Genomic DNA, 21,583 nt, shown 5'->3' with positions numbered 1-21,583 from the left:
GTTTAAATAAAGACTCGAAACAAAAAAAGCCGCTCATGTGAGCGGCTTTTTAATATCAATTATCGTAACAAAGTGATTATAAAGACAGTGTCTTTTCACCGCGTGCGATACCAGAAACACCAGTACGAACCACTTCAAGCAGATGTGCACCACCTAAAGCTTGTAGGAAGCCATCTAGTTTGTCTGATTCACCAACGATTTGAACCGTGTAGATTGACGGTGTCATATCAACAATGTTGCCACGGAAGATGTCTACCGTACGTTTCACTTCTGCTCGTTGAGCGCCCGTAGCACGTACTTTTACTAACATCATCTCACGTTCGATGTGCTGACCTTCAGTTAAGTCCACCAGCTTAATAACATCAATCAGCTTATTTAGCTGTTTCGTAATTTGCTCGACGACTTGGTCAGAACCGTAGGTTGTCAGTGTTAAACGAGACAAGGTTGCATCGTCTGTTGCCGCTACGTTCAATGACTCGATGTTAAAGTTACGCTGAGAAAACAAACCAACAACGCGCGACAAAGCACCAGGCTCGTTTTCCATTAATACAGAAATAATGTGTCGCATATTAGGTTCGCTCCGTCTTGCTCAAGAACATATCGCGCATCGCACCACGAGGTACTTGCATTGGATATACATGCTCTTCTGGATCTACATAACAGTTGATGAAAACAAGTTGGTCTGTCATGGCAAACGCTTCTTCCATCTTGGCATCAAGTTCGTCTTTGCTTCTGATCTCAACGTATTTGTGACGGTATGCGTCCATCAATACTTTGAAGTCTGGCAGTGAATCCAAATACGAATTCGAGTAACGACCTTCGTAGTTCATGTCTTGCCACTGGCGAACCATGCCCAAGTAACCGTTATTCAAACATAGGATTTTGACTGGCAAACCATACTGCAAACAGGTTGAAAGCTCTTGGATATTCATTTGAATACTGCCTTCACCTGTTACACAAACAACGGTTTCCTCAGGGAAACTCATTTTAACGCCCATGGCAGCAGGTAAACCAAAACCCATTGTTCCTAAACCACCAGAGTTTACCCAGCGATTTGGTTTATCGAATTTGTAGTATTGAGCAGCAAACATTTGGTGCTGACCAACATCAGAGGCAACAAAGGCATCCCCTTTGGTTGCTCTCCAACAAGCTTCGATTGCAGCTTGAGGCTTGATCTTTTCGCTCGTTGTGTCGTAGCGACCGCCGTGGACAGCACGCCATTCATTAATTTGCTTCCACCAGTTAACCAAGGCTTCAGTGTTAGACGTTTGACCTTCGATCAAAGACAACATTTCTTCTAAAACTTGCGTCACAGGGCCAACAATTGGCACATCTGCACGAATCGTTTTAGAAATCGCCGCTGGGTCGATATCGATATGAACGATCTTCGCGCCTGGGCAGAATTTATCTGGGTCGTTTGTTACGCGGTCATCGAAACGTGCGCCAACCGCCAAAATGACATCACTATGATGCATGGTCATGTTTGCTTCGTAACTGCCGTGCATGCCTAACATGCCAACGAATTGCTTATCCGTTCCAGGGAATCCGCCTAAGCCCATCAAGGTATTCGTTACCGGTACGTTCAATGATTTCGCTAGTTTAACCAGCAAATCAGAAGCGCCGCCCATGATAACACCACCGCCAGCGTAGATAATTGGACGCTTTGCCGCTAACAACAAATCAACCGCTTTCTTAATTTGACCGCTGTGGCCTTTGGTTGGAGGTGTATAAGAGCGCAGTGAAACAGACTCTGGGTATTTGTATTCAAACTTTTCACTTGGCATGGTCATATCTTTTGGTACATCGACAACCACAGGACCTGGTCGGCCAGTGCTTGCAATGTGATATGCCTTTTTCAAGATCATTGGAATTTCTGATGCATGCTTGACGGTAAAGCTGTGTTTCACGATAGGACGGGAAACACCTACCATATCGGTTTCTTGGAACGCGTCTTCACCAATCAGATAACTCATTACCTGACCGCAGATTACAACCATAGGGATAGAATCCATATAAGCCGTCGCGATGCCTGTTACCGTATTGGTTGCACCTGGGCCAGAGGTAACTAGAACGGTACCTGCTTTACCCGTAGCTCGCGCATAACCATCTGCCATGTGCGTTGCTGCTTGCTCATGTCTAACCAGAACATGCTTTACATCAGATTGACGATGTAAAGCATCGTAAATATGAAGTGCGGCACCACCTGGGTAGCCATAAATGTATTCTACTCCCTCATCTTTGAGGAAGCGGGCGATCATTTCACCACCGGATAATAACTCCACCTTGTTACCCTCTATAGTATTCATCTGTCTTTTAATTTTTTTAAGTGCGGCTATTGTAACCGCATAAGACAAGCAGATTAAAGTTGATAGAACGAAGTTTGCAAAACTAACTGAGGTAACGACTAAAATAGAAGTACTCAAACGCAAGAAATCGCAGTTTTTACACTGCCCGCGTCTTTTCGCGAGGAGAAGTACAAAATGACAGTATTGCGCCAAATTATACTTGTGCTTATCAGAACGAATCTGACTGAGATAGGCTAGTGGCCCAAAAAGAAAAACATCGACTGGGTGTCGTCGAATTATATGGGCTCTATTCTGGCTTCGCGTCTATTTTTTGTCAACACAAAGCAAGTAAAACGCGCAGAAAAACTTGCTCTAACAGGCACTTCGTGGTGTCATAGCGAGATTATTTTATTAGGAGTTTTACCATGGCTAATGAGCTCAACAAACAACGAGTTATTGATGAATTTTTACGCTGTTTTCGTAAAATGTTGATGGATCCAGAACTTGCTGGTGAATTAGTCCGTATCGCTAAGGAAAACATCAACGAGCCAAATGCTTACCAACGCATCGCTGAAGAAGTCTCTAATCAGACGACTTTGAAGATCCAAGAAGATCATACAGAAGCGGATCGTATGTTTATCAAATTGTTGATGGACGTTGTTAAAGGTGACTCTTTGCTTTACTAATTTTTGCTCTTTCACACTAGGCTCGTTTCCGGCCTAGTGTCAGTTATTTCGGTATTCACTTGCTTCCTTCGTTTTTATCCAGCCCAGAAGAACTACAAACTCTTGCTGATGATATTAAATCATGGGCAATAGAATTTGGCTTTGCGGAAGCTCGCATTGTCGAACCTGACCTCGCCCAGTATAAAGACGAATTCAAGCAATGGCTCGATCAAGAATATCACGCCGGAATGGATTATCTCGCCAATCATGGTGATATGCGCTTCTACCCTGAACAACTTCACCCCGGTACAAGACGTATTATTTCCCTACGCATGCATTACTTGCCTCAGTCCGTAGAAACTGTAAGCCGTTTAAAAACCAAAGACAAAGCCTATATTGCTCGATACGCCTTAGGTCGTGATTACCATAAGCTGATACGCAAGCGCCTCACTCAATTAGCGAAAAAGATTGAACAACAAGTAGGCGATCATGGTTACCGTGCTTTTGTTGACAGCGCTCCCGTTTTGGAAAGACAAATTGCCGAGCAAGCGGGAATGGGTTGGATTGGCAAAAACACATTGTTGTTAACACCAAAAGCAGGCAGCTGGTTTTTATTAGGTGAGATTTTTACCAACCTCCCTCTTCCTGTTGATAAGCCAACAAAAGATCGACATTGCGGAAGTTGCACTGCTTGCTTAACTCAGTGCCCTACCGATGCTTTTGTTGAACCTTGGGTTTTAGATGCTGGCAAATGCATTTCCTATTTAACCATTGAACACAAAGGTCCGATTCCTGAAGACTTACGCAGCAAAATGGGGAATCGTATTTTCGGCTGTGATGATTGCCAACTGGTTTGCCCTTGGACGAAATTCGCCAAATACACAGAAGAAGACGACTTTCAGCCAAGACACGATTTGGACTCAGCGGATCTTGTTACTTTATTTGAGTGGGACGAAGCAACTTTTCTAAAGAATACTGAAGGCTCTCCTATTCGACGCACGGGTTATGAAAACTGGCGACGCAATATCGCCGTTGCTTTAGGCAATGCGCCCACCAGCGAGCTAACGATTACTACATTACAAAACGCTCTTTCCACTTCATCTGAACTGGTAAAAGAGCATGTCATCTGGGCACTTCAGCAACATCAAAACTCGCTTTAATCTTTTGAAATAACGACAAAAAATAACGCCTATATCCTTCTACTGCTTTGCTTAATTAGCCGTTTTTTGCTTTGATAGAGGCTTATATTGTGAGGTATTTTTTTGATAACGGACGCCCTTATCGATCCCTTTGGTCGAAAAATCGATTACTTACGCATTTCGGTCACCGATAAATGTGATTTTCGCTGTACCTACTGCATGGACGAAGACGTGACTTTTCTCTCTAGAGAACAGGTTTTATCTTTGGAAGAAATCGTGCATGTGGCGAAAACCTTTATTCGTATGGGCACCAAACACATTCGTATTACTGGCGGTGAACCTTTAGTTCGTAAGAATGTACTTTGGGCGTTAGAACAAATTGCCAACACCGAAGGTCTCGAAGAGCTAACCATCACAACCAACGGCTCTCAGCTTTATAAAATGGCGCAGAGCCTTTACGACATTGGCATTTCCCGTATCAATATTAGTTTGGATACCTTAAAAGCAGACCGCTTTTTCGCCTTAACCAGAAAAGACAAATTCCAACAGGTTATCAAAGGAATCGAAGCGGCCAGCAAACTCCCTTTTAAACGGTTAAAAATCAACAGCGTCATGATGAAGAATCATAATGATGATGAGCTGTATGATCTCACCAAGTTTGCACTAGACCACAACATGGACATCAGCTTCATTGAAGAAATGCCGCTTGGTGTTATTACTGATCACAATCGTGCCGAAACCTATTTATCCAGTGATGATGTTATCGACGCATTAAGCAAGCATTACAGATTAACGCCAAGCGATATCAAAACAGGCGGCCCTACTCGCTACTATCACGTTGCTGGATCAAGCCACAAAGTCGGCGTAATTTCACCTCACAGTCATAACTTCTGCGATACCTGTAATCGCGTTCGACTCACTGTTGAAGGCCGTTTATTACTTTGCTTAGGCAACGAACATTCAAAAGATTTAAAAAGCGTCATTCGCAGCAGCATGCAAAATGACGCATTAGACAGCTCAAAAGAATTAGAGAACGCCATTATTGAAGCATTGGCGCTCAAACCCCAACAACATCATTTTAATCTAGATGAAGCCCCTCAAATATTGCGTTTTATGAGCGCAACAGGAGGCTAAAGAAGGAATCTCATGGCTAAGACACCCACTCCATTTCGTCCGTTAAACATCAGCGTGTTAACCGTATCTGACACTCGAACCATTGCCGAAGACACATCCGGCAACGCACTTATTGAATTACTCACAGAAGCTGGACACACACTTGCAGAAAGAAAGCTGGTAAAAGACGACGTTTATCAGATGCGCGCGGTTGTTTCCAATTGGATTGCGGATGAAGCCGTTCATGTTGTCTTGATCACTGGCGGCACTGGTTTTTATTCACGAGACAGCACACCGGAAGCCATGATGCCATTGTTTGATAAAACCATCGAAGGTTTCGGAGAGCTATTCAGACACATTTCTTATGGCGAAATCGGCACCTCTACGATTCAATCACGTGCAGTGGCTGGACTAGCAAATCAAACTCTTGTTTTCTGTTTGCCCGGTTCCACAGGCGCCTGTAAAACGGCTTGGAATGGCATTTTAAAAGAGCAACTTGATGCTTCTCACAGACCTTGTAACTTTGTCAGCATGCTAATCGGGCCTTATGAGTCCGCTCAACACGGGGCTTAATATGTCGACTTTACTCGCCTTCGAAGAAGCACTGAAAGCCATCGAAGAAAGCGCAAGTCTGCGTGTTTCAGATGAAGTAATTGCTTTGCCTAATGCAACCGGCAGAATTCTCGCTAAGGATATTGTCGCCAATATCTTTGTGCCGCCTTATGACAACAGCGCAATGGATGGTTATGCACTAGCAGCGAAAGACTGGCAAGCAGGCAAAAGCTTTGTGATCAGTCAGCGAGTTCCTGCAGGACAACACCCAACGCCTCTTGAAGCGGGTACATGTGCACGTATTTTTACTGGCGCGAGCATTCCTGAAGGTGCGGATACGGTTGTCATGCAAGAAGAGGCTCAGGCAGTTAACGGTAAAGTCATTTTTAACCAGCAACCGCCAAGCCAAGATAATATTCGCCCCAAAGGTCAAGACATCAAAGCAGGACAAACGGTTGCTAAAGCAGGTCAGAAATTAACACCAATGCACATTGGCTTACTTTCCAGTTTAGGCATTACACAAGTCAGCGTATATAAACCGCTGCGTGTGGGCATACTCACGACCGGAGACGAGCTTATTCCTGCTGGAGAAAACTTAGCGCCAGGGCAAATTTTCAACTCGAATGGACCAATGTTAAGCGCTTTGGTCACTCAAGCTGGCCATCTGGTTTCTCAATGCCTTCATGCTGCAGACACACCAGAAGACACAGAAGCAACGCTTAAAACGTTAATGGCTTCTTCTGATGTGATTTTATCTTCGGGAGGCGTTTCTGTTGGTGAAGAAGATCATGTAAAAACGGTGCTTGAAAAACTAGGCACAGTGCATCTTTGGAAAATAGCGATTAAACCGGGAAAACCTTTGGTTCATGCTTCGCTTGATGGCATTCCCTTTATTGGTTTACCTGGCAACCCGAGTTCAACACTTGTGACTTTCCATTGGTTTGCAAGGCTGTTGCTTTCTGTCTGTTCTGGGCAAGTGGCTAACCGTCCTCAACCTTATTTGGTTGATGCAGGCTTCAACCGTACCAAAACCATCCAGCGAGATGAATTCATACGTGTCGCTATAGGTGATGATGGTTTAGCTTATGCTCACCCACAACAAAGCTCTGGTGCTTTGCTAGCGGCTTGTGAAAGCCAAGGCTATCTGCATATTAAAGCCAACACGCCGATTGAATACGGATGTTCCTACTCGTTTTATCCCTTCAATGGTTTTTAGTTCATCATGCAAGTCGAATCAAGCGCCTATCAAATGAAACTTACTAGGCGTTTGGTTCACTCGAAACATCTATAAAAGCTTGCCTTAATAATCCTCTAAACCAGATATGGGCGGCGTCATGTTGAAAGCGCTCATGCCAAATCATCGAATAATCAAACTCTCGTGTTGCAAATGGCAATTCATAGAGAGCCATTTCAGAAGTGCCTTCCACCATATCTTCCGCAAATAGTCGCGGCACGGTGAGCAATAAGTCGCTGCTCATTACCATTCTTGCAGCAGGAACAAAGTTAGGTAAATGAACGGCTACATTTCGCTTGTAGCCCATTTTGTCCAATTCTCTGTCCACCGCAAAATACTCTCGACGCCCTAATACAACTTGTACATGATTCGCTTTTAAGTAGTTGTCCAAGGTCAATTCCCCTTGAATAGCAGGATGCCCTTTACGAGCCAAACAGACCATTTTGTCACTTTGCAAACGCATGGCACGAATGCCTGCTGGTGGCTCTTTTGATAGCACAGAAACAGCAAGGTCAATATTTGTTTGATCCAAGTCCATCACCATGTCTTCATTCCAAGACTTCACATCTAGGATCGCGTCTGGCGCTTGTTGACGGAATTGATCAAGAATTTTAGGCAGCACCGTTAAGGTACCAAAATCTGTGGTTGATAAAACGAATCGTCGCTGGCTGGTATGCGGCACAAACTCGCTAGGCTGAATTAGGCTTTCTAAGCCTTTTAGCATTTCTTTTAAAAGCGGCGCTAGGGTTTGTGTTTTGACCGTGGCAGATAAGCCGTGGGATGTTCTGGTGAATAAAGGGTCGTCGAATACTTCTCTTAAACGAGACAAAGAACGACTCACCGCAGGTTGAGACACCTTAAGCCGAGTCGCTGCTTTCGTCACATTGAGCTCTTCAGTTAATACTTGAAAAACATACAACAAATTCAAATCAATATCAGATAGCTTTATCTCCGACACAGTATCACCTCAGCTCATATTGTTATCATTATAACTAGGAATCATAACAAGCTTTTCAAGGTGACACTAACAGAAGTAAAGGTTTAGGCTAATACAGCTCGAATCTCTTCGGATGTCATGCCTAATAAGTACAAAATGCCATTCAGACCAAGGTTGTTCATTGGGCACGGTGCTTGTTTACGAACCAAAGGTTTCGCGTGCAAAGCAACACCTAACGCGGCGTGATTCAACATTAAAAGATCGTTCGCACCATCACCACAAGCAATGGTTTGATCCCAGCTCACTTTTTGCTGTTCAACTATATTCGTTAAGAGCAACTTTTTGCGTTCACCATCAACAATTGGCCCCAGATGCTTACCCGTTAGAGCATTATCTTGAATTTCCAATACGTTTGCGTGTACTTCTGACATGCCATATTCCGCCTGAACGCGATCAGCGAAATAGGTAAAACCACCGGATAAAATAGCAGTATGCCAGCCATAATGATGCAACACCTTCATCAGAGTCGAAATGCCATCCATGTGTTGAATTCTTTTATAAACACCGTCCATCACATCGCTGCTTAAACCCTTTAAAAGTGCAAGGCGCTGAACAAAGCTTTCTACGAAATCAATTTCACCACGCATCGCACTTGCTGTTACTGCGGCTATTTGCTCGCCAATGCCAGCATCCACAGCCAATTCATCCATCACCTCGGCTTTAATCAAGGTGGAATCCATATCAAATACCGCAACGCCCGCTTTGCGTATATCTAAAAGTGTGGATTGAAAAATATGATCTACACCCGTTTCATCAGACAGAGCCAACAGCTCCGCTTGCAAAGTCGCCTTGTCTTCAACAGAGCCTTGTAACGCGATTTGAATCACTGAGACAAGGTCTTGATCGTCAGTTAATACTTTTGGCGTGCCCGCCAATCCACGCTTACCTAACCATGTGTTAAATTGTTCTAGATATTCAGGGTTCAAAGAACCAATAAGTGTAATACTGGCAGACATAAGCGCTCCTAATTCAATAAGACGCCTACTATAACAAATCGTTTTCTTTTCGCTAAGCACCTGTTCTACTTTAAAGAATTCAGAAAATAGCCGTTATGATGTGTATACTTTAAACATTGTTCTATGAGTTACCTAAAGGAAGTGAATGGACACCCAGCCTAAAACCAAAGTAATTGCTGCATTAATTCATAAAAAACTGAGCGCCGCCGTCGTTAATGTTGCCGCTTTTGTTTCTCTTATGATTCTGACAGTGTGTATTTTTTGGTACACCATGACTCATGCTCTAGGTAATTATTTATCTCAGCAAACTGAGGTCTTAGGTAGTAGTTTAGCCACTCAAGCGGCTTTCAACGCAACACAATCCATCCTGACAAATGATCTATTAAGCTTAAATGTGCTGCTGAATCGATTAGTCGTCGACGACAATATTCTTAGCGCTCGCGTTTATAACAAAAAAGATGAACTCCTAGCAGAAGCCAACAGCGGTTCAGCATCCAGTTTATCTGAACAAGATCTCCGACCAAATGAACAACGCAGGGTTTATAGCTCCAGCATCAAATTCAGAGATGAAATTGTTGGACACGTATTAATCACTTTGGACAAAACCCCAGCACAAGCGACACTACAACACCTCAACAACCTATTAATTGGTGTGGCCATTTTCACCAGCGCCATTGCCCTATTACTCATCACCCTATTAACTCGATGGTTGTTTGCTCCCATAAATCATGCAAAAGACGCTCTAGACTCCTATCAGCGAGGAGAAAACGCCTATCCTCTTCCGTCACCGGTGTACAAAGAAGCAAGAGAGTTGTGTGAGACCATTCATCAAGTTCAACAAATGAAGCGTTCTAAAAAGTCACTTGAGAAAGCCTCTAAAGCCAATACAACAGAACAAGACAACAGCACAAAAACTGAGCCTGTAGTGGAAACCGAGAAAAAGGCACAATTTGAAATTAACTTCGACGCTATATTTGAAGAATCAAAACAACGCAGTTGCCTGCTTTATTTCAACATTACCAACCTTGAAGAATGGCACGAAAATATGACGCCATTACAGGTCGCTAACCTATTAACCCCCATCTACCGTGCAATTTTTCAAGCAAGTGAGGCTTATCAAGGTCAGGTTCATCAATACGAAAATGACTCAGCTATCATACTTTTCAGCGCTATAAACAGTGAAGATAACCTCTACACAGACGCGGTAAGCTCAGCACAGCTTTTCTTAGAGCTCATCGAAAAGTTACTGGAAAACGAGTTGTATTCAGACACACCAAAGTTGAACTTCCACCTAGGTCTTCATCAAGGCAACCCACATATCACAACCATGGTAAAAGAAAGTGTTTTTGAGCCTGAGAAGATCGAAGCACTATTGAGGAGCGTTGATCAGCTCAGCCAATCAGAAAGCATGAACAAGCTTGTTATCAGCGATGATATTTTCACCTTATCCTACATTCAAAACAGAGTGTTTACAGGGCTTCCTGAAATCATAGAAGTGGATGAAAGCGAAGTCTTGGCTTATGAAGTGAAAGGCATGTCAGATAAGTACAAAAAACAGATTCAAGCTCACGTTGAAAAAATAACCCATGTTGAGTAAGTCTTAAAATAAAAAAACCACATGATGAAAGACTCTAAAAGAATATTTCATCATGTGGTTTTTCGGTTTTAGCTTAGAAAATTAATTATCTAAGCTAATCACATCATCTAAAGAAAGGCCTTCTTTATCCATTATTGAGCGCAGTTTTCGTAGGGCTTCCACTTGAATTTGACGAACTCGCTCACGAGTTAAACCAATTTCAATGCCTACATTTTCAAGCGTGCTTGCTTCATGGCCGCGTAAACCAAAGCGACGAGTGATCACGTCTCTTTGTTTCTCACTCAACTCATCCAGCCAATGCTCGATACCTTGTAGCACATCACCAGTTTGTCTTTCCGCTTCAGGGTTTTGCTGATGCTCATCAGCCAACACATCCACAAGGCTCTTGTCGTTGTTTTCTCCACCAAATGAAGAATCGATAGAGCTAACACGCTCATTAAGACGTAACATCTTCTGAACGTCCTCTACAGGACAATCCAGCATAGCCGCAATTTCTTCTGGGCTTGGCTCATGATCAAGCTTCTGGGTTAGCTCACGAGCTGCTCTTAAGTAAACATTGAGCTCTTTTACCACATGAATAGGCAATCGAATGGTTCTGGTTTGATTCATGATAGCGCGTTCAATGGTTTGACGAATCCACCAAGTAGCATAAGTTGAGAAGCGAAAGCCTCGCTCAGGATCAAACTTCTCAACACCTCGAATCAGACCTAAGTTGCCTTCTTCAATAAGATCTAACAACGACAAGCCACGATTAAGGTAACGACGAGAAATCTTTACAACAAGGCGTAGATTACTTTCGATCATACGCTTACGGGCTTTCTCATCCCCTTTTAACGCAAGGCGAGCATAGTAAACTTCTTCTTCAGCAGTTAACAAAGGCGAAAAGCCAATCTCGCTCAGATACATCTGAGTTACGTCTAAATTTCGTCCACTGTCTGTCTCTGCATATCGAGAACTAACAGCCGACTCAAATTCTTCATCAATGGCATTTTCATCATAATCATCAACAGGCGCATCAAGATCAAAATCTGTTGAACCGATTACTTTTTGAGTTTCCTTTTCCACATTGGCCAATTTCATGTCCCCTCCTTAATCCGCTTACATCGCTTAATTATTTTCTGGGTAAAACACTTACTGGATCTATTGGCTGCCCATCTCGGCGCACTTCAAAATGAAGCAAAGGTCGATCCTCACCTTTACCACCAATCACTGCCAAAGAGTCTCCAGCTTTAACGTTCTGCTTTTCCTTAACTAAAATTCTTTCGTTATAGGCGTATGCACTTAAATAAATATCATTGTGTTTAACAATGACCAAGTTCCCATATCCTATTAAACCGCTGCCAGCATAAACAACCGTGCCGCTAGCTGCAGCTTTTACCAAAGCACCCTCTTCAGCTTTGATGTCTATACCTTTACTACTAACGCCAGCATTTGAAAACCCTCTGACAACCGCTCCATCCACTGGCCATGACCAATCACCCACAGGTTTGTCATCTTTTGTATCTGTAATTGGCTCTTTGACCACGCTTTTAGGTGTACTTGTCGTTGCCGTTTTCGGCGGTGTTTTCTTCACTTCTGTAGGAGTTGATGTCGTTGTTTTGGCTGTGCTATTTGATGCTTTTGCAACAGCAGTCTTAGCACCTGAAAGTTTAATTTTCTGGTTAGGGTAAATCACATATGGAGCATCGATTCGATTAAATCTTGCCAGTTCTCGATAATCCAAACCGTAGCGGAAAGCTATAGAAAACAGGGTATCCCCACCTTGAACTCGGTGATATCCAGAAGAAGGAACGGAAGCAACTCTTGCATTATTTGAGGAATAAGATGCGTTATTTTTATCTGAATAATGCAGTACTTCATAAGAGCATCCTGTTAATAAAAAGCACAACAAAGCCAGCTGACAAAAAATATTTATCCGCTTTATTTCGCCACACTTTTTAATAGAAGCACTTAAGATATTTTTTACCTCGATTATCATTTTTCGGTTAAATATTTCTATTTGTCCGAGTTTCGTAAAAATATGTAAGAAATGAGAATTACGCTCAAAAACCCTACCAAAATGAACAACACTGGATAGGCAAAACTTGTCAAAAAATGAAAATTTGGAACACCCCAAGGTAATACTAAAGACTCTTCAAGTGGTATTTTTTTGTCAGACAAGAGCATCCATTCCGTCACGACTTTCCATGGCCACACCTTTACCAGTGCTCCAAGCATAACACCAGTAAGAGCCGCCAAAGTCATGAACCGCGCCCTATTCAGCAAATAATTCAGTATTTTAGAGAAGCTTAGCAAGCCAATTAATGCTCCCGCAGAGAAGATACTGATAACAAGTAAGTCAAAACTCTTAATAGCAGACAAAATAAAGCCATACATGCCCATCATTAGCAGTAAAAAGCTCCCTGAAATACCAGGCAAAATCATTGCGCAAATCGCCACCATTCCCGAGAAAAACACCATTGAAAGCGATGTATTAAATTGTGTCGGAACTAATAAGGAAAGGCTCATACCAACGCCTGCGCCCAGCACCATTATTAGAAAGTGTCGCCAATTAAATCCCTGTATTTGATTAATAAGTAACTTTGCAGAAGCCAAAATAAGGCCAAAGAAAAAACTCCATAAATAACTTGGATAAACTTCTAATAAATAGGTGACGAATCCAGCTAATATAAAAATACTGGTTAAAATTCCGCTTCCAAGCAACAAAAGAAAAGTGCCATCAAAATACAACCAAAGCGCTTTAAAATCTGCCTTTAAAAGCATTTTTACACTGTCTTTATTCACTCTACTTAATGCTGAAATTAAACGATCATAAACACCTAAAATAAAAGCAATCGTACCGCCGGATACACCAGGCACAACATCAGCAGCTCCCATCAACAAGCCACTCAGATAGATTTTTAGCCCTTTAGGCATGTTCCGTTCCTTCTAGTAAAGGCACAAAGTGCGCTGACTCTGTACCTAGGCATTTCCAACGATCGCCTTCTTTCCTCCAACAACCAATTTGTGGCGTTGGATGATCAATTGGCATAATCAAAATACCTTGTTGTTTTAAGCAATTAGTTAGCGGGAGCGGTATTTTACTTGCCATTGCAGTAATAATAACGGCATCCATTTCAACTTTATTAGGCCAACCTGCTTGTCCATCGCCAAATAAATATTCGACATTGTTCACGCCCATTGAAGAGAGTCGCTCTTTAGCTTGTTCGTGAAGACGTTTCTGACGCTCAACCGTGTGCACTTTATTGAAGAAATGAGCCAAAATACGAGTCTGATAGCCAGAGCCCGTCCCCACTTCTAAGACGCGACCAAGACGCGCATAGGACAATAACCATTCTGTCATTCTCGCCACTGTCAGTGGTTGACTAATGGTTTGGTTGCGCCCAATTGGTAAAGGGGTTGCAGAATAAGCAAGATGAGAAAAAGCAGGTTCGACAAATTCATGGCGAGGAATGGCTTCCATCAAAGACAACAAGGCTTCATGAGAAATCCCTTCATCCTTGAGTTGCTGAACCATTTTAGAAGCTCTAGGTTCGGTATGTGTAATTAACCCATTAAGATCATGTTGGCTCATAACGCTAATGTGTCTGTCCATTTTTTAAGAGGTGACTGCGCATCATAGCAAGTCATATCCGTATGAATTGGAGTAATCGAAACATAACCATTTTCGACAGCCCAAAAGTCTGTGCCGTCAGAGCTATCATGAGGCTCAGATAACGCACCAATCCAAAAACTAGGTAAACCTCTAGGGTGCTGTGCCGAAATCGGCGCTTGGGCTTGATGACGATAACCAAGACGAGTTACCTGCAAGCCTTTCAGTTCTTCGTAAGGAAGATCCGGAACATTGATGTTCAGCAAAATACCCGCTGGCAATACAAGAGTATGTGAATCCTCTAGTAACTGAAGAATCACCTTCGCTGCCGTATCGAAGTGTTGATTCCCCACCAAAGAAACCGCCAACGCAGGACGCCCCAGATGACGTGCTTCCATTGCTGCCGCAACTGTTCCTGAATAAATAACATCATCGCCTAAATTAGGCCCATGATTAATACCTGACACAACTAGGTCAACATGACCATCAATCATACCAGACAAAGCTAAGTTCACGCAGTCCGTTGGTGTTCCATCAACACGATAGCTGTGCTCTGCCACTTCTACTGGCTGCAAAGGTCGCGTCAGCGTTAATGAATTACTCGCGCCACTACGATTGCGATCTGGTGCTACGGTTAAAACTTCGTATTGCTGCTCTAAATGTTTTACTAAGGTTTGTATGCCAAGAGCATCAATCCCATCATCATTCGCGATCAATATTCTCATGGTGTTTCTCTATCGACTTGTCCGTAAAATCTATCATTTCGCGCAATATACTGGTCGCAAAACAGCCTTTAGGTAACGAAAACTCCACGATCAATTGTGTATTTCCTTCTGTTTCTTTAAGCAATTCCCAAGCCATATTCATTGGCACAAGGCGAGCCAAGCGGCTGTCTCTTGAAAGATCAAACCCTAACAGAGCTTCAGCTAAATCCCAATTATCGGCTAAAGAATCTTTAATGGCTTTCTCACGCTGAGGGCCTGTTCCTGCCTCCCAGCCTTCACTGATTAATGGCAAAACAGGACTAATTTCCCCTCGCATCACACTTAGGTAAATTAGCGCACTTAAATCTTTCGCTCGGAACTGCTCATCTTTACGCTGAAATTGCGCGATATCGCCATCACATAAACGAGACCACATGCCATTTTCAACCTGATCACTTAATGCTTGGTTAAAGCACCAAGAACGTATAGCAGATAACCAAAACGATTCTGTCTTAGAAAGTTTCCGACGGCTTTGTCGCCCTTTTAGTACAAAGCTCTTACCGTTAACTAAATTATTACCATTAATACCAAAACGCTGAGGGCCGTAATAATTAGGAACACCGCCTTCTTTTATAAGATGTAAACGGCTTTCAAGATCGTTCAAGTCGCCAGCGATGCCACGTAAGCGAATAACAAAACGGTTTGACGCATGTGCTCCTGTACGAAGTTTTTTGGAATGCCTAAGCTGTGCAATCACACGAACATTTTCCGGCTCTCTAAAGGCTTCTTGAATACTGGAAAGATCAGGTTCTTCATTCAATACATGCAAGCAGAACCATTGGCGCGTACAAGCATGACGATCTTTCACACCACTGTAAGTCACTTTATTGGGTGCAATGCCAGCAACCTGAGCCAATCGCTTAGCAAGGAAATCGGTATTAACGCCTTCTTTTTCGATAAAAACAAAGCAGAATTCGCCTTTTCCATCTGGCTCAAAACCTAACTGCTCTTCAACATAAAAATCCTGAACGTGTGTCTTCAGGTCACCTGTCGCAATAGGTTTAGACCAAGCGTATCGCCATTCAGTATTCATACTTTACCTTGACTAGAAAGCTCTAAATTACATTGAGCTTGTTGAAAAATGAGCGCGACCGCTTCAACTGCAATGCCTTCTTTGCGACCTGTAAAGCCAAGCTTTTCTGTTGTGGTTGCTTTGACATTAACGGCACCAATATCTATCGCTAAATCTTCTGCAATATTTGCTCGCATTGCATCGATATGAAGGCGCATTTTAGGAGCTTCAGCAATGATAGTAACGTCCACATTGCCAACTAAAAAGCCTAATGCCATCACTTCCTGATAAGCACGTTTTAATAATACACGACTGTCTGCTCCAGCAAACTCAGCATCCGTATCTGGAAAGAGTTTACCTATATCACCCAATGCAGCAGCACCAAGTAAAGCATCGGTTAACGCATGTAAAGCCACATCGCCATCTGAATGGGCCACCAAACCGTGCGAATAAGGAATCGAAACACCACCTAAAACGATATGGTCACCTTCACCAAATTTGTGAACATCAAAACCATGACCAATTCGAAATGGCATCATAATAACAACTCCTGAAAATTAACTGTCTTTTGTAGTGGAAGAATGAAGGTAAGAAAATAGTGCCTCAGCAATTAATAAGTCTTCTGGCAAAGTCACCTTAATGTTACTACTTTCTCCCATTAAGAAATCTGGATGATACCCCATAAACTCCATTGCAGAACATTCGTCTGTCACGGCAAGGCCTTTTCTCTGGGCTTCTAGTAAAGCCTTATGAAGTGTATCTATGGGGAATTTTTGAGGCGTCTGAGCCAACCATATTGAGTTTCTATCTAATGTTTTATCAACAGACAAAGACTCAGACAATTGCAGTTTTATTGTATCTCTTGCTGGCATAGCCAAAAGTGCGCCCTGCTCAGATTTATGAGCGATCACTCTGTCTAATGCAGCATGAGTTAATAAAGGTCGTGCAGCATCGTGTACTAGAACGTCTTGCGTAACGTCAGTAAAGGTCGATAAAAAATCCAAACCTTTTAATACAGTATCACTGCGTTCTTTACCGCCCACAAACGAATGCACATCCGCATGATGAAACCACTTAGATTCCGACCAATAAGCATCATCCTGACCTATGCCAACGGCCACGCCAGAAATAGCAGGATGCGATAAAAAAATGGCAATGGTTCGATCTAAAATACTTTGCCCTGCAAGCGGTAAATATTGTTTAGGACAGTCGGCTTGCATGCGCTGACCAACACCTGCAGCGGGAATCACTACCCATAAAGATTGCGTCATTTTTTATTCACCATCCGATAAAAAATCTCACCATCTTTAATGTATTGCAGCTCTGTGCGGACATGCTCTTCCACCGCTTCTTCACCAAGGCGAAGGTCTTCGACTTGAGCTCTAAGCGCATCATTTCGATGTTTCAAACGCTGATTTATGCGTTCTTGATAAGCAATTTGTTTTGCCAATTCCTCTTGTCTCTTTATCCCTTGATCACCAAAGTACAAATGATAGGCTTGGTAACCAACAGCACAGACAAAAAAGGCTAGTAACAAACGCGTCATAACATCCTCAATGACTAAAAAAAGATTCCCTTATATTAAGGGAATTGAGTTAAAAAAGTATAAAAAAGGGAGAACAAAGTTCTCCCTTTTTCAGATCAAGGTAATGTTACGCCTGACCTTTGATCTCAGAAAGACCTTTATAAGGAGCTTTGCCACCTAATTGTTCTTCAATACGCAACAATTGGTTGTACTTAGAAACACGGTCTGAACGGCATAGAGAACCCGTTTTAATTTGACCTGCTGCTGTACCAACAGCCAAATCAGCGATAGTCGCGTCTTCAGTTTCACCAGAACGGTGAGAAATAACTGCAGTGTAACCTGCTGCTTTCGCCATTTTGATCGCTTCTAGTGTTTCAGTCAAAGAACCAATTTGGTTAAATTTGATCAAGATAGAGTTTGCGATACCTTCATCAATACCACGCTTAAGGATCTTAGTGTTCGTTACGAACAAATCGTCACCTACTAGCTGAATTTTGTCGCCAAGAATCTTAGTTTGGTAAGCAAAACCTTCCCAGTCAGATTCATTCAAGCCATCTTCGATAGAAACGATTGGGTAAGCTTCACAAAGCTCAGCCAAGTAATCAGAGAAACCTTCTGAAGTGAATACTTTACCTTCACCTTTTAGGTTGTACTGACCATCTTCGTAGAATTCAGAAGCAGCACAGTCCATCGCTAATGTGATGTCTTTACCAAGCTCGTAACCAGCTGCAGATACTGCTTCTTTGATTACAGCCAATGCTTCTGCGTTAGAAGCAAGGTTTGGAGCAAAACCACCTTCATCACCTACAGCAGTATTCAAACCACGAGCACTTAGTACTTTTTTCAATGCGTGGAAGATTTCTGCACCGTAACGCAATGCTTCACGGAAGTTAGGCGCGCCAACTGGCTGAATCATAAACTCTTGAATATCAACGTTGTTGTCTGCGTGCTCACCACCATTGATGATGTTCATCATAGGAACAGGCATGGAATAAACACCTGGTGTGCCGTTGATGTCAGCAATATGAACATATAAAGGTACTTTTTTGGAGATTGCTGCTGCTTTTGCTGCTGCCAAAGAAACAGCCAAAATAGCATTTGCACCAAATGTAGATTTGTTTTCTGTGCCATCTAGATCGATCATGATCTTATCAAGCTCTGCTTGAGCAAGTGCATCTTTACCAATCAAAGCGTCACGAATTGGACCATTTACAGCCGCAACCGCTTTCAATACGCCTTTACCTAGGTAACGACTTTTATCACCGTCACGTAATTCCAAAGCTTCACGAGAACCTGTAGACGCACCAGATGGAGCACACGCAGAACCCACAGAACCATCCGCAAGAATTACGTCTGCTTCTACTGTTGGATTACCACGAGAATCTAGAACTTCTCTGCCTTTAATATCAACGATCTGACTCATAACAAACCTCTTTAAATATATGAAAAATCACAAACTGCTTGTTTGATCTGTTTATTTTTCTTTTCCTGCATACTTCAACGCTGCATGAACGAAGGCGCTAAATAAGCCGTGTCCATATCGTGGTGTTGAAGTAAACTCTGGGTGAAATTGGCAAGCAACAAACCAAGGATGATCAGCAATTTCTACCATCTCAACCAATGAGTTATCTTCTGAACGACCAGAAATCGTTAAACCTGCTTTCTCTAATGCAGAAATATAGAAGTTATTTACTTCATAACGATGACGGTGACGCTCTTTAATCACAGCTTCACCATAAGCTTCAAACGCTTTAGTGCCTTCTGCTAGATTACAGTTCTGTGCGCCAAGACGCATCGTACCACCTAGATCAGATTGCTCTGACCGGATTTCTTTAGAACCTTCTGAGTTTGTCCATTCTGTAATCAGACCAACAACAGGATTCTCTGCTTTTAAATTAAATTCTGTACTGTGAGCGCCAGCCAATTTTGCAACGTTACGAGCAAACTCGATAACCGCAACTTGCATACCCAAACAAATACCTAAGTAAGGCACTTTGTTTTCACGAGCATATTGAGCCGTAAGGATCTTACCTTCTACGCCACGTTCACCAAAACCGCCAGGAACAAGAATCGCATCCATTCCTTTTAGGCATTCAGTGCCATTTTCTTCAATGCTTTCAGAGTCGATGTAATGCAGCTTCACCTTCGTTCTAGCATGAATACCAGCGTGATCCATCGCCTCAATCAGAGACTTATAAGCATCCAACAACTCCATGTATTTACCAACCATGGCGATATTGATTTGCTTTTCTGGATTCAATTTGGCTTGCGTAACCTTATTCCAAATATCCAGATTTGGCATGTTGCAATCTAGATTGAAGTACTCAACGATCAAGCTATCTAAGCCTTGGTCATTTAGCATTTGAGGAATACGGTAAATCGTATCGGCATCTGGAAGGGAAATAACCGCACGCTCTTCAACGCTTGTGAAAAGTGCAATTTTCTTACGCTCTGGCGCTTCAATAGTCACTTCAGAACGACAGATAAGGATATCTGGCTGAATACCGATCGAACGCAATTCTTTAACAGAATGCTGAGTTGGTTTGGTTTTAGTTTCGCCTGCTGTACGAATGTAAGGAACCAAGGTCAAATGCATAAACATCGCACGACGGGAACCTAACTCTACTTTTAGCTGACGAACTGCTTCCAAGAAAGGTTGGGATTCGATATCACCCACTGTGCCACCGATTTCAACTAACGCCACATCTGAGCCTTCAGCACCAGAAATAACACGTCGTTTAATTTCGTCTGTAATATGAGGGATAACCTGAACCGTTCCACCTAAGTATTCACCGCGACGTTCTTTCTTCAAAACGTGCTGGTAAACACGACCACTGGTAAAGTTATTGCGCTTACCCATTTTGGTCGAAATGAAACGTTCGTAGTGACCAAGGTCTAGATCGGTTTCAGCGCCGTCTTCTGTTACGTAAACTTCGCCGTGCTGGAAAGGACTCATGGTACCTGGATCGACGTTAATGTACGGATCCAACTTTAACATGGTAACTTTTAGCCCACGAGATTCAAGAATGGCTGCTAAGGATGCTGACGCCAAACCTTTACCAAGAGATGAAACGACACCACCTGTAACGAAAATATATCGTGTTGCCATGAGTGTTTAACCCGCCTTAAAATAGAAAAAAATAGATTTGATGGCACAGAAAAATGCACCTTCAGGACGGGGGAAAATAATAACATCGCGCGCCCTTTCACTCAATGTAAAACAACACTGTTTTATACAGCAGAAACCATTAGTAATACAAATACTATCAAAGCTCTCCCATCAACTCCAAGCTAAGATTACCTTATAACAACAAAGTATCAGTCTATGACCTTTTTCGCGTACCAAGGGATGATTTAACCATTAGAGGAAAAGCGATTTTTTGATTTCTGTTCGACTTATGAGCAATGCTAATTTAGAGTAGCTTCACTCTACTCAAGGCTCAGCTAAAATCAGGAATAGCTATGGCAACGTCACCACTGGAACACTTCTACTCCAACTCTGCAGACATCAAACAAGCTTTGGAAAAAATACAAAGTGCAGTGAACAAGCCCCATAGAACCCTGATTGGATTAACTGGCGGGCCAGGTTCAGGCAAAAGCACATTAGCGGAATACATAACGTCTTATTTCTCAGAGCATCAACAACAAGTGATTAGCCTATCAATGGACGGCTTTCACCTTTCCAAATCCCAGCTCAGTGAATTACCTAACCCAGAAGAAGCCTTTGCAAGACGAGGCGCACCTTGGACATTTGATAGCCATGCGTTTGCAGAACGCATCAAAAGCATTCATCAAAGCTATCAAACAAAAGACGTTTTATGGCCTAGCTTTGACCACAGCATAGGAGACCCAATTGAAGATGACCTCCTCATAAGTAAAAACGCTAAAGTCATCTTGGTTGAAGGCTTGTATTTGCTTCATTCACAAGATGGCTGGCAAAACGCCAAGCCATTATTTGATGAACACTGGTTCTTGGATATACCGATCGAAATTGCCACAGAGCGATTAGCAAAACGCCATATGGCAGCGTGGGGATTTAGCCATGAACAGGCAATGAACAGAATCCAACAAAGCGATGGACTCAATGCAGAATTGGTTCTATCAACCAAAGACAAGGCAAACTGGCTTATACAAAATTAGCCTTACCTCCAA

General features: G+C 42.6%; 22 protein-coding genes. 7 read left to right on the top strand and 15 right to left on the bottom strand.

Annotation, left to right across the window (positions count from 1 at the left end; all coding sequences use genetic code 11):
* Positions 1-76: 76 nt before the first annotated feature.
* Together ilvN and AC0L46_RS12985 are read right to left on the bottom strand one after the other, a co-directional pair.
* A complete protein-coding gene (gene ilvN / locus AC0L46_RS12990; RefSeq protein WP_414680332.1) occupies positions 77-568 on the bottom strand; it encodes an acetolactate synthase small subunit in 492 nt (163 codons plus the stop codon).
* Between the two features lies 1 nt (position 569).
* Positions 570-2,282, bottom strand: a complete 1,713-nt coding sequence (locus AC0L46_RS12985) for an acetolactate synthase 3 large subunit (protein ID WP_414680777.1) — start codon at positions 2,280-2,282, stop codon at positions 570-572.
* A gap of 428 nt (positions 2,283-2,710) precedes the next feature.
* On the opposite strand from AC0L46_RS12985, the gene AC0L46_RS12980 reads away from it, so the two are divergent.
* The 5 genes from AC0L46_RS12980 to AC0L46_RS12960 all read left to right on the top strand — a co-directional run bounded on the left by AC0L46_RS12980 (position 2,711) and on the right by AC0L46_RS12960 (position 6,970).
* Positions 2,711-2,971 carry a hypothetical protein gene (locus tag AC0L46_RS12980; RefSeq protein WP_024025190.1) on the top strand — a complete coding sequence of 87 codons (261 nt, stop codon included), beginning with the start codon at positions 2,711-2,713 and terminating at the stop codon, positions 2,969-2,971.
* Between the two features lie 59 nt (positions 2,972-3,030).
* Complete coding sequence (queG, locus tag AC0L46_RS12975; RefSeq protein ID WP_473504136.1) at positions 3,031-4,110, top strand: tRNA epoxyqueuosine(34) reductase QueG; 1,080 nt, start codon at positions 3,031-3,033, stop codon at positions 4,108-4,110.
* Between the two features lie 102 nt (positions 4,111-4,212).
* Positions 4,213-5,223, top strand: a complete 1,011-nt coding sequence (gene moaA, locus AC0L46_RS12970) for a GTP 3',8-cyclase MoaA (RefSeq protein ID WP_473504134.1) — start codon at positions 4,213-4,215, stop codon at positions 5,221-5,223.
* 12 nt (positions 5,224-5,235) lie between these two features.
* Positions 5,236-5,775 (top strand): molybdenum cofactor biosynthesis protein B, encoded by a 540-nt coding sequence (moaB, locus tag AC0L46_RS12965; protein ID WP_473504132.1) that lies wholly within the window; start codon positions 5,236-5,238, stop codon positions 5,773-5,775.
* A 1-nt stretch (position 5,776) separates the two neighbouring features.
* The gene (locus AC0L46_RS12960; protein WP_473504130.1) at positions 5,777-6,970 is read left to right on the top strand and encodes a molybdopterin molybdotransferase MoeA; all 1,194 of its coding nucleotides are present in this window, start codon (positions 5,777-5,779) and stop codon (positions 6,968-6,970) included.
* A 43-nt stretch (positions 6,971-7,013) separates the two neighbouring features.
* Here AC0L46_RS12960 and AC0L46_RS12955 read toward each other — a convergent pair whose 3' ends face one another.
* Positions 7,014-7,946 carry a LysR family transcriptional regulator gene (locus AC0L46_RS12955; protein WP_414680337.1) on the bottom strand — a complete coding sequence of 311 codons (933 nt, stop codon included), beginning with the start codon at positions 7,944-7,946 and terminating at the stop codon, positions 7,014-7,016.
* An 83-nt stretch (positions 7,947-8,029) separates the two neighbouring features.
* Complete coding sequence (serB, locus tag AC0L46_RS12950) at positions 8,030-8,941, bottom strand: phosphoserine phosphatase SerB (RefSeq protein ID WP_473504128.1); 912 nt, start codon at positions 8,939-8,941, stop codon at positions 8,030-8,032.
* 145 nt (positions 8,942-9,086) lie between these two features.
* Between serB and AC0L46_RS12945 the strand changes: the two genes are divergently transcribed.
* Positions 9,087-10,538, top strand: a complete 1,452-nt coding sequence (locus AC0L46_RS12945) for an AhpA/YtjB family protein (protein ID WP_473504126.1) — start codon at positions 9,087-9,089, stop codon at positions 10,536-10,538.
* 81 nt (positions 10,539-10,619) lie between these two features.
* On the opposite strand, the gene rpoS is transcribed toward AC0L46_RS12945, so the two are convergent.
* The 11 genes from rpoS to AC0L46_RS12890 form a co-directional block, all read right to left on the bottom strand.
* Positions 10,620-11,618, bottom strand: coding sequence for an RNA polymerase sigma factor RpoS (rpoS, locus tag AC0L46_RS12940; protein ID WP_414680340.1), 999 nt, complete (start codon positions 11,616-11,618; stop codon positions 10,620-10,622).
* 31 nt (positions 11,619-11,649) lie between these two features.
* Positions 11,650-12,516 carry a peptidoglycan DD-metalloendopeptidase family protein gene (locus AC0L46_RS12935; RefSeq protein WP_473507148.1) on the bottom strand — a complete coding sequence of 289 codons (867 nt, stop codon included), beginning with the start codon at positions 12,514-12,516 and terminating at the stop codon, positions 11,650-11,652.
* A 17-nt stretch (positions 12,517-12,533) separates the two neighbouring features.
* Complete coding sequence (locus AC0L46_RS12930) at positions 12,534-13,454, bottom strand: DUF368 domain-containing protein (RefSeq protein WP_473504123.1); 921 nt, start codon at positions 13,452-13,454, stop codon at positions 12,534-12,536.
* Complete coding sequence (locus tag AC0L46_RS12925; protein WP_473504121.1) at positions 13,447-14,055, bottom strand: protein-L-isoaspartate(D-aspartate) O-methyltransferase; 609 nt, start codon at positions 14,053-14,055, stop codon at positions 13,447-13,449. The genes AC0L46_RS12930 and AC0L46_RS12925 overlap by 8 nt, the downstream gene beginning before the upstream one ends.
* A 53-nt stretch (positions 14,056-14,108) precedes the next feature.
* Positions 14,109-14,855 (bottom strand): 5'/3'-nucleotidase SurE, encoded by a 747-nt coding sequence (gene surE, locus AC0L46_RS12920; protein WP_473504119.1) that lies wholly within the window; start codon positions 14,853-14,855, stop codon positions 14,109-14,111.
* Positions 14,833-15,927, bottom strand: a complete 1,095-nt coding sequence (gene truD / locus AC0L46_RS12915) for a tRNA pseudouridine(13) synthase TruD (protein WP_473504117.1) — start codon at positions 15,925-15,927, stop codon at positions 14,833-14,835. The genes surE and truD overlap by 23 nt, the downstream gene beginning before the upstream one ends.
* Complete coding sequence (ispF, locus tag AC0L46_RS12910; protein ID WP_473504115.1) at positions 15,924-16,445, bottom strand: 2-C-methyl-D-erythritol 2,4-cyclodiphosphate synthase; 522 nt, start codon at positions 16,443-16,445, stop codon at positions 15,924-15,926. Before ispF ends, truD begins: the two co-directional genes overlap by 4 nt.
* Positions 16,446-16,463: 18 nt before the next feature.
* On the bottom strand, positions 16,464-17,177 hold the full coding sequence (gene ispD, locus AC0L46_RS12905; RefSeq protein ID WP_473504113.1) for a 2-C-methyl-D-erythritol 4-phosphate cytidylyltransferase: 714 nt from the start codon (positions 17,175-17,177) through the stop codon (positions 16,464-16,466).
* The gene (locus tag AC0L46_RS12900) at positions 17,174-17,452 is read right to left on the bottom strand and encodes an FtsB family cell division protein (RefSeq protein ID WP_414680348.1); all 279 of its coding nucleotides are present in this window, start codon (positions 17,450-17,452) and stop codon (positions 17,174-17,176) included. Before AC0L46_RS12900 ends, ispD begins: the two co-directional genes overlap by 4 nt.
* Positions 17,453-17,558: 106 nt before the next feature.
* Positions 17,559-18,854, bottom strand: a complete 1,296-nt coding sequence (gene eno / locus AC0L46_RS12895; RefSeq protein ID WP_414680349.1) for a phosphopyruvate hydratase — start codon at positions 18,852-18,854, stop codon at positions 17,559-17,561.
* A 51-nt stretch (positions 18,855-18,905) separates the two neighbouring features.
* The gene (locus AC0L46_RS12890; RefSeq protein ID WP_347982931.1) at positions 18,906-20,540 is read right to left on the bottom strand and encodes a CTP synthase; all 1,635 of its coding nucleotides are present in this window, start codon (positions 20,538-20,540) and stop codon (positions 18,906-18,908) included.
* Between the two features lie 353 nt (positions 20,541-20,893).
* Here AC0L46_RS12890 and AC0L46_RS12885 point away from each other — a divergent pair, with 353 nt between their 5' ends.
* Complete coding sequence (locus AC0L46_RS12885) at positions 20,894-21,571, top strand: P-loop NTPase fold protein (RefSeq protein WP_473504110.1); 678 nt, start codon at positions 20,894-20,896, stop codon at positions 21,569-21,571.
* Positions 21,572-21,583 lie beyond the last annotated feature (12 nt).

Source organism: Marinomonas sp. 15G6-16 (assembly GCF_055809555.1).
Note: the sequence above shows the minus strand (reverse complement) of the source record. Positions and strands in the feature narration are given on the sequence as shown.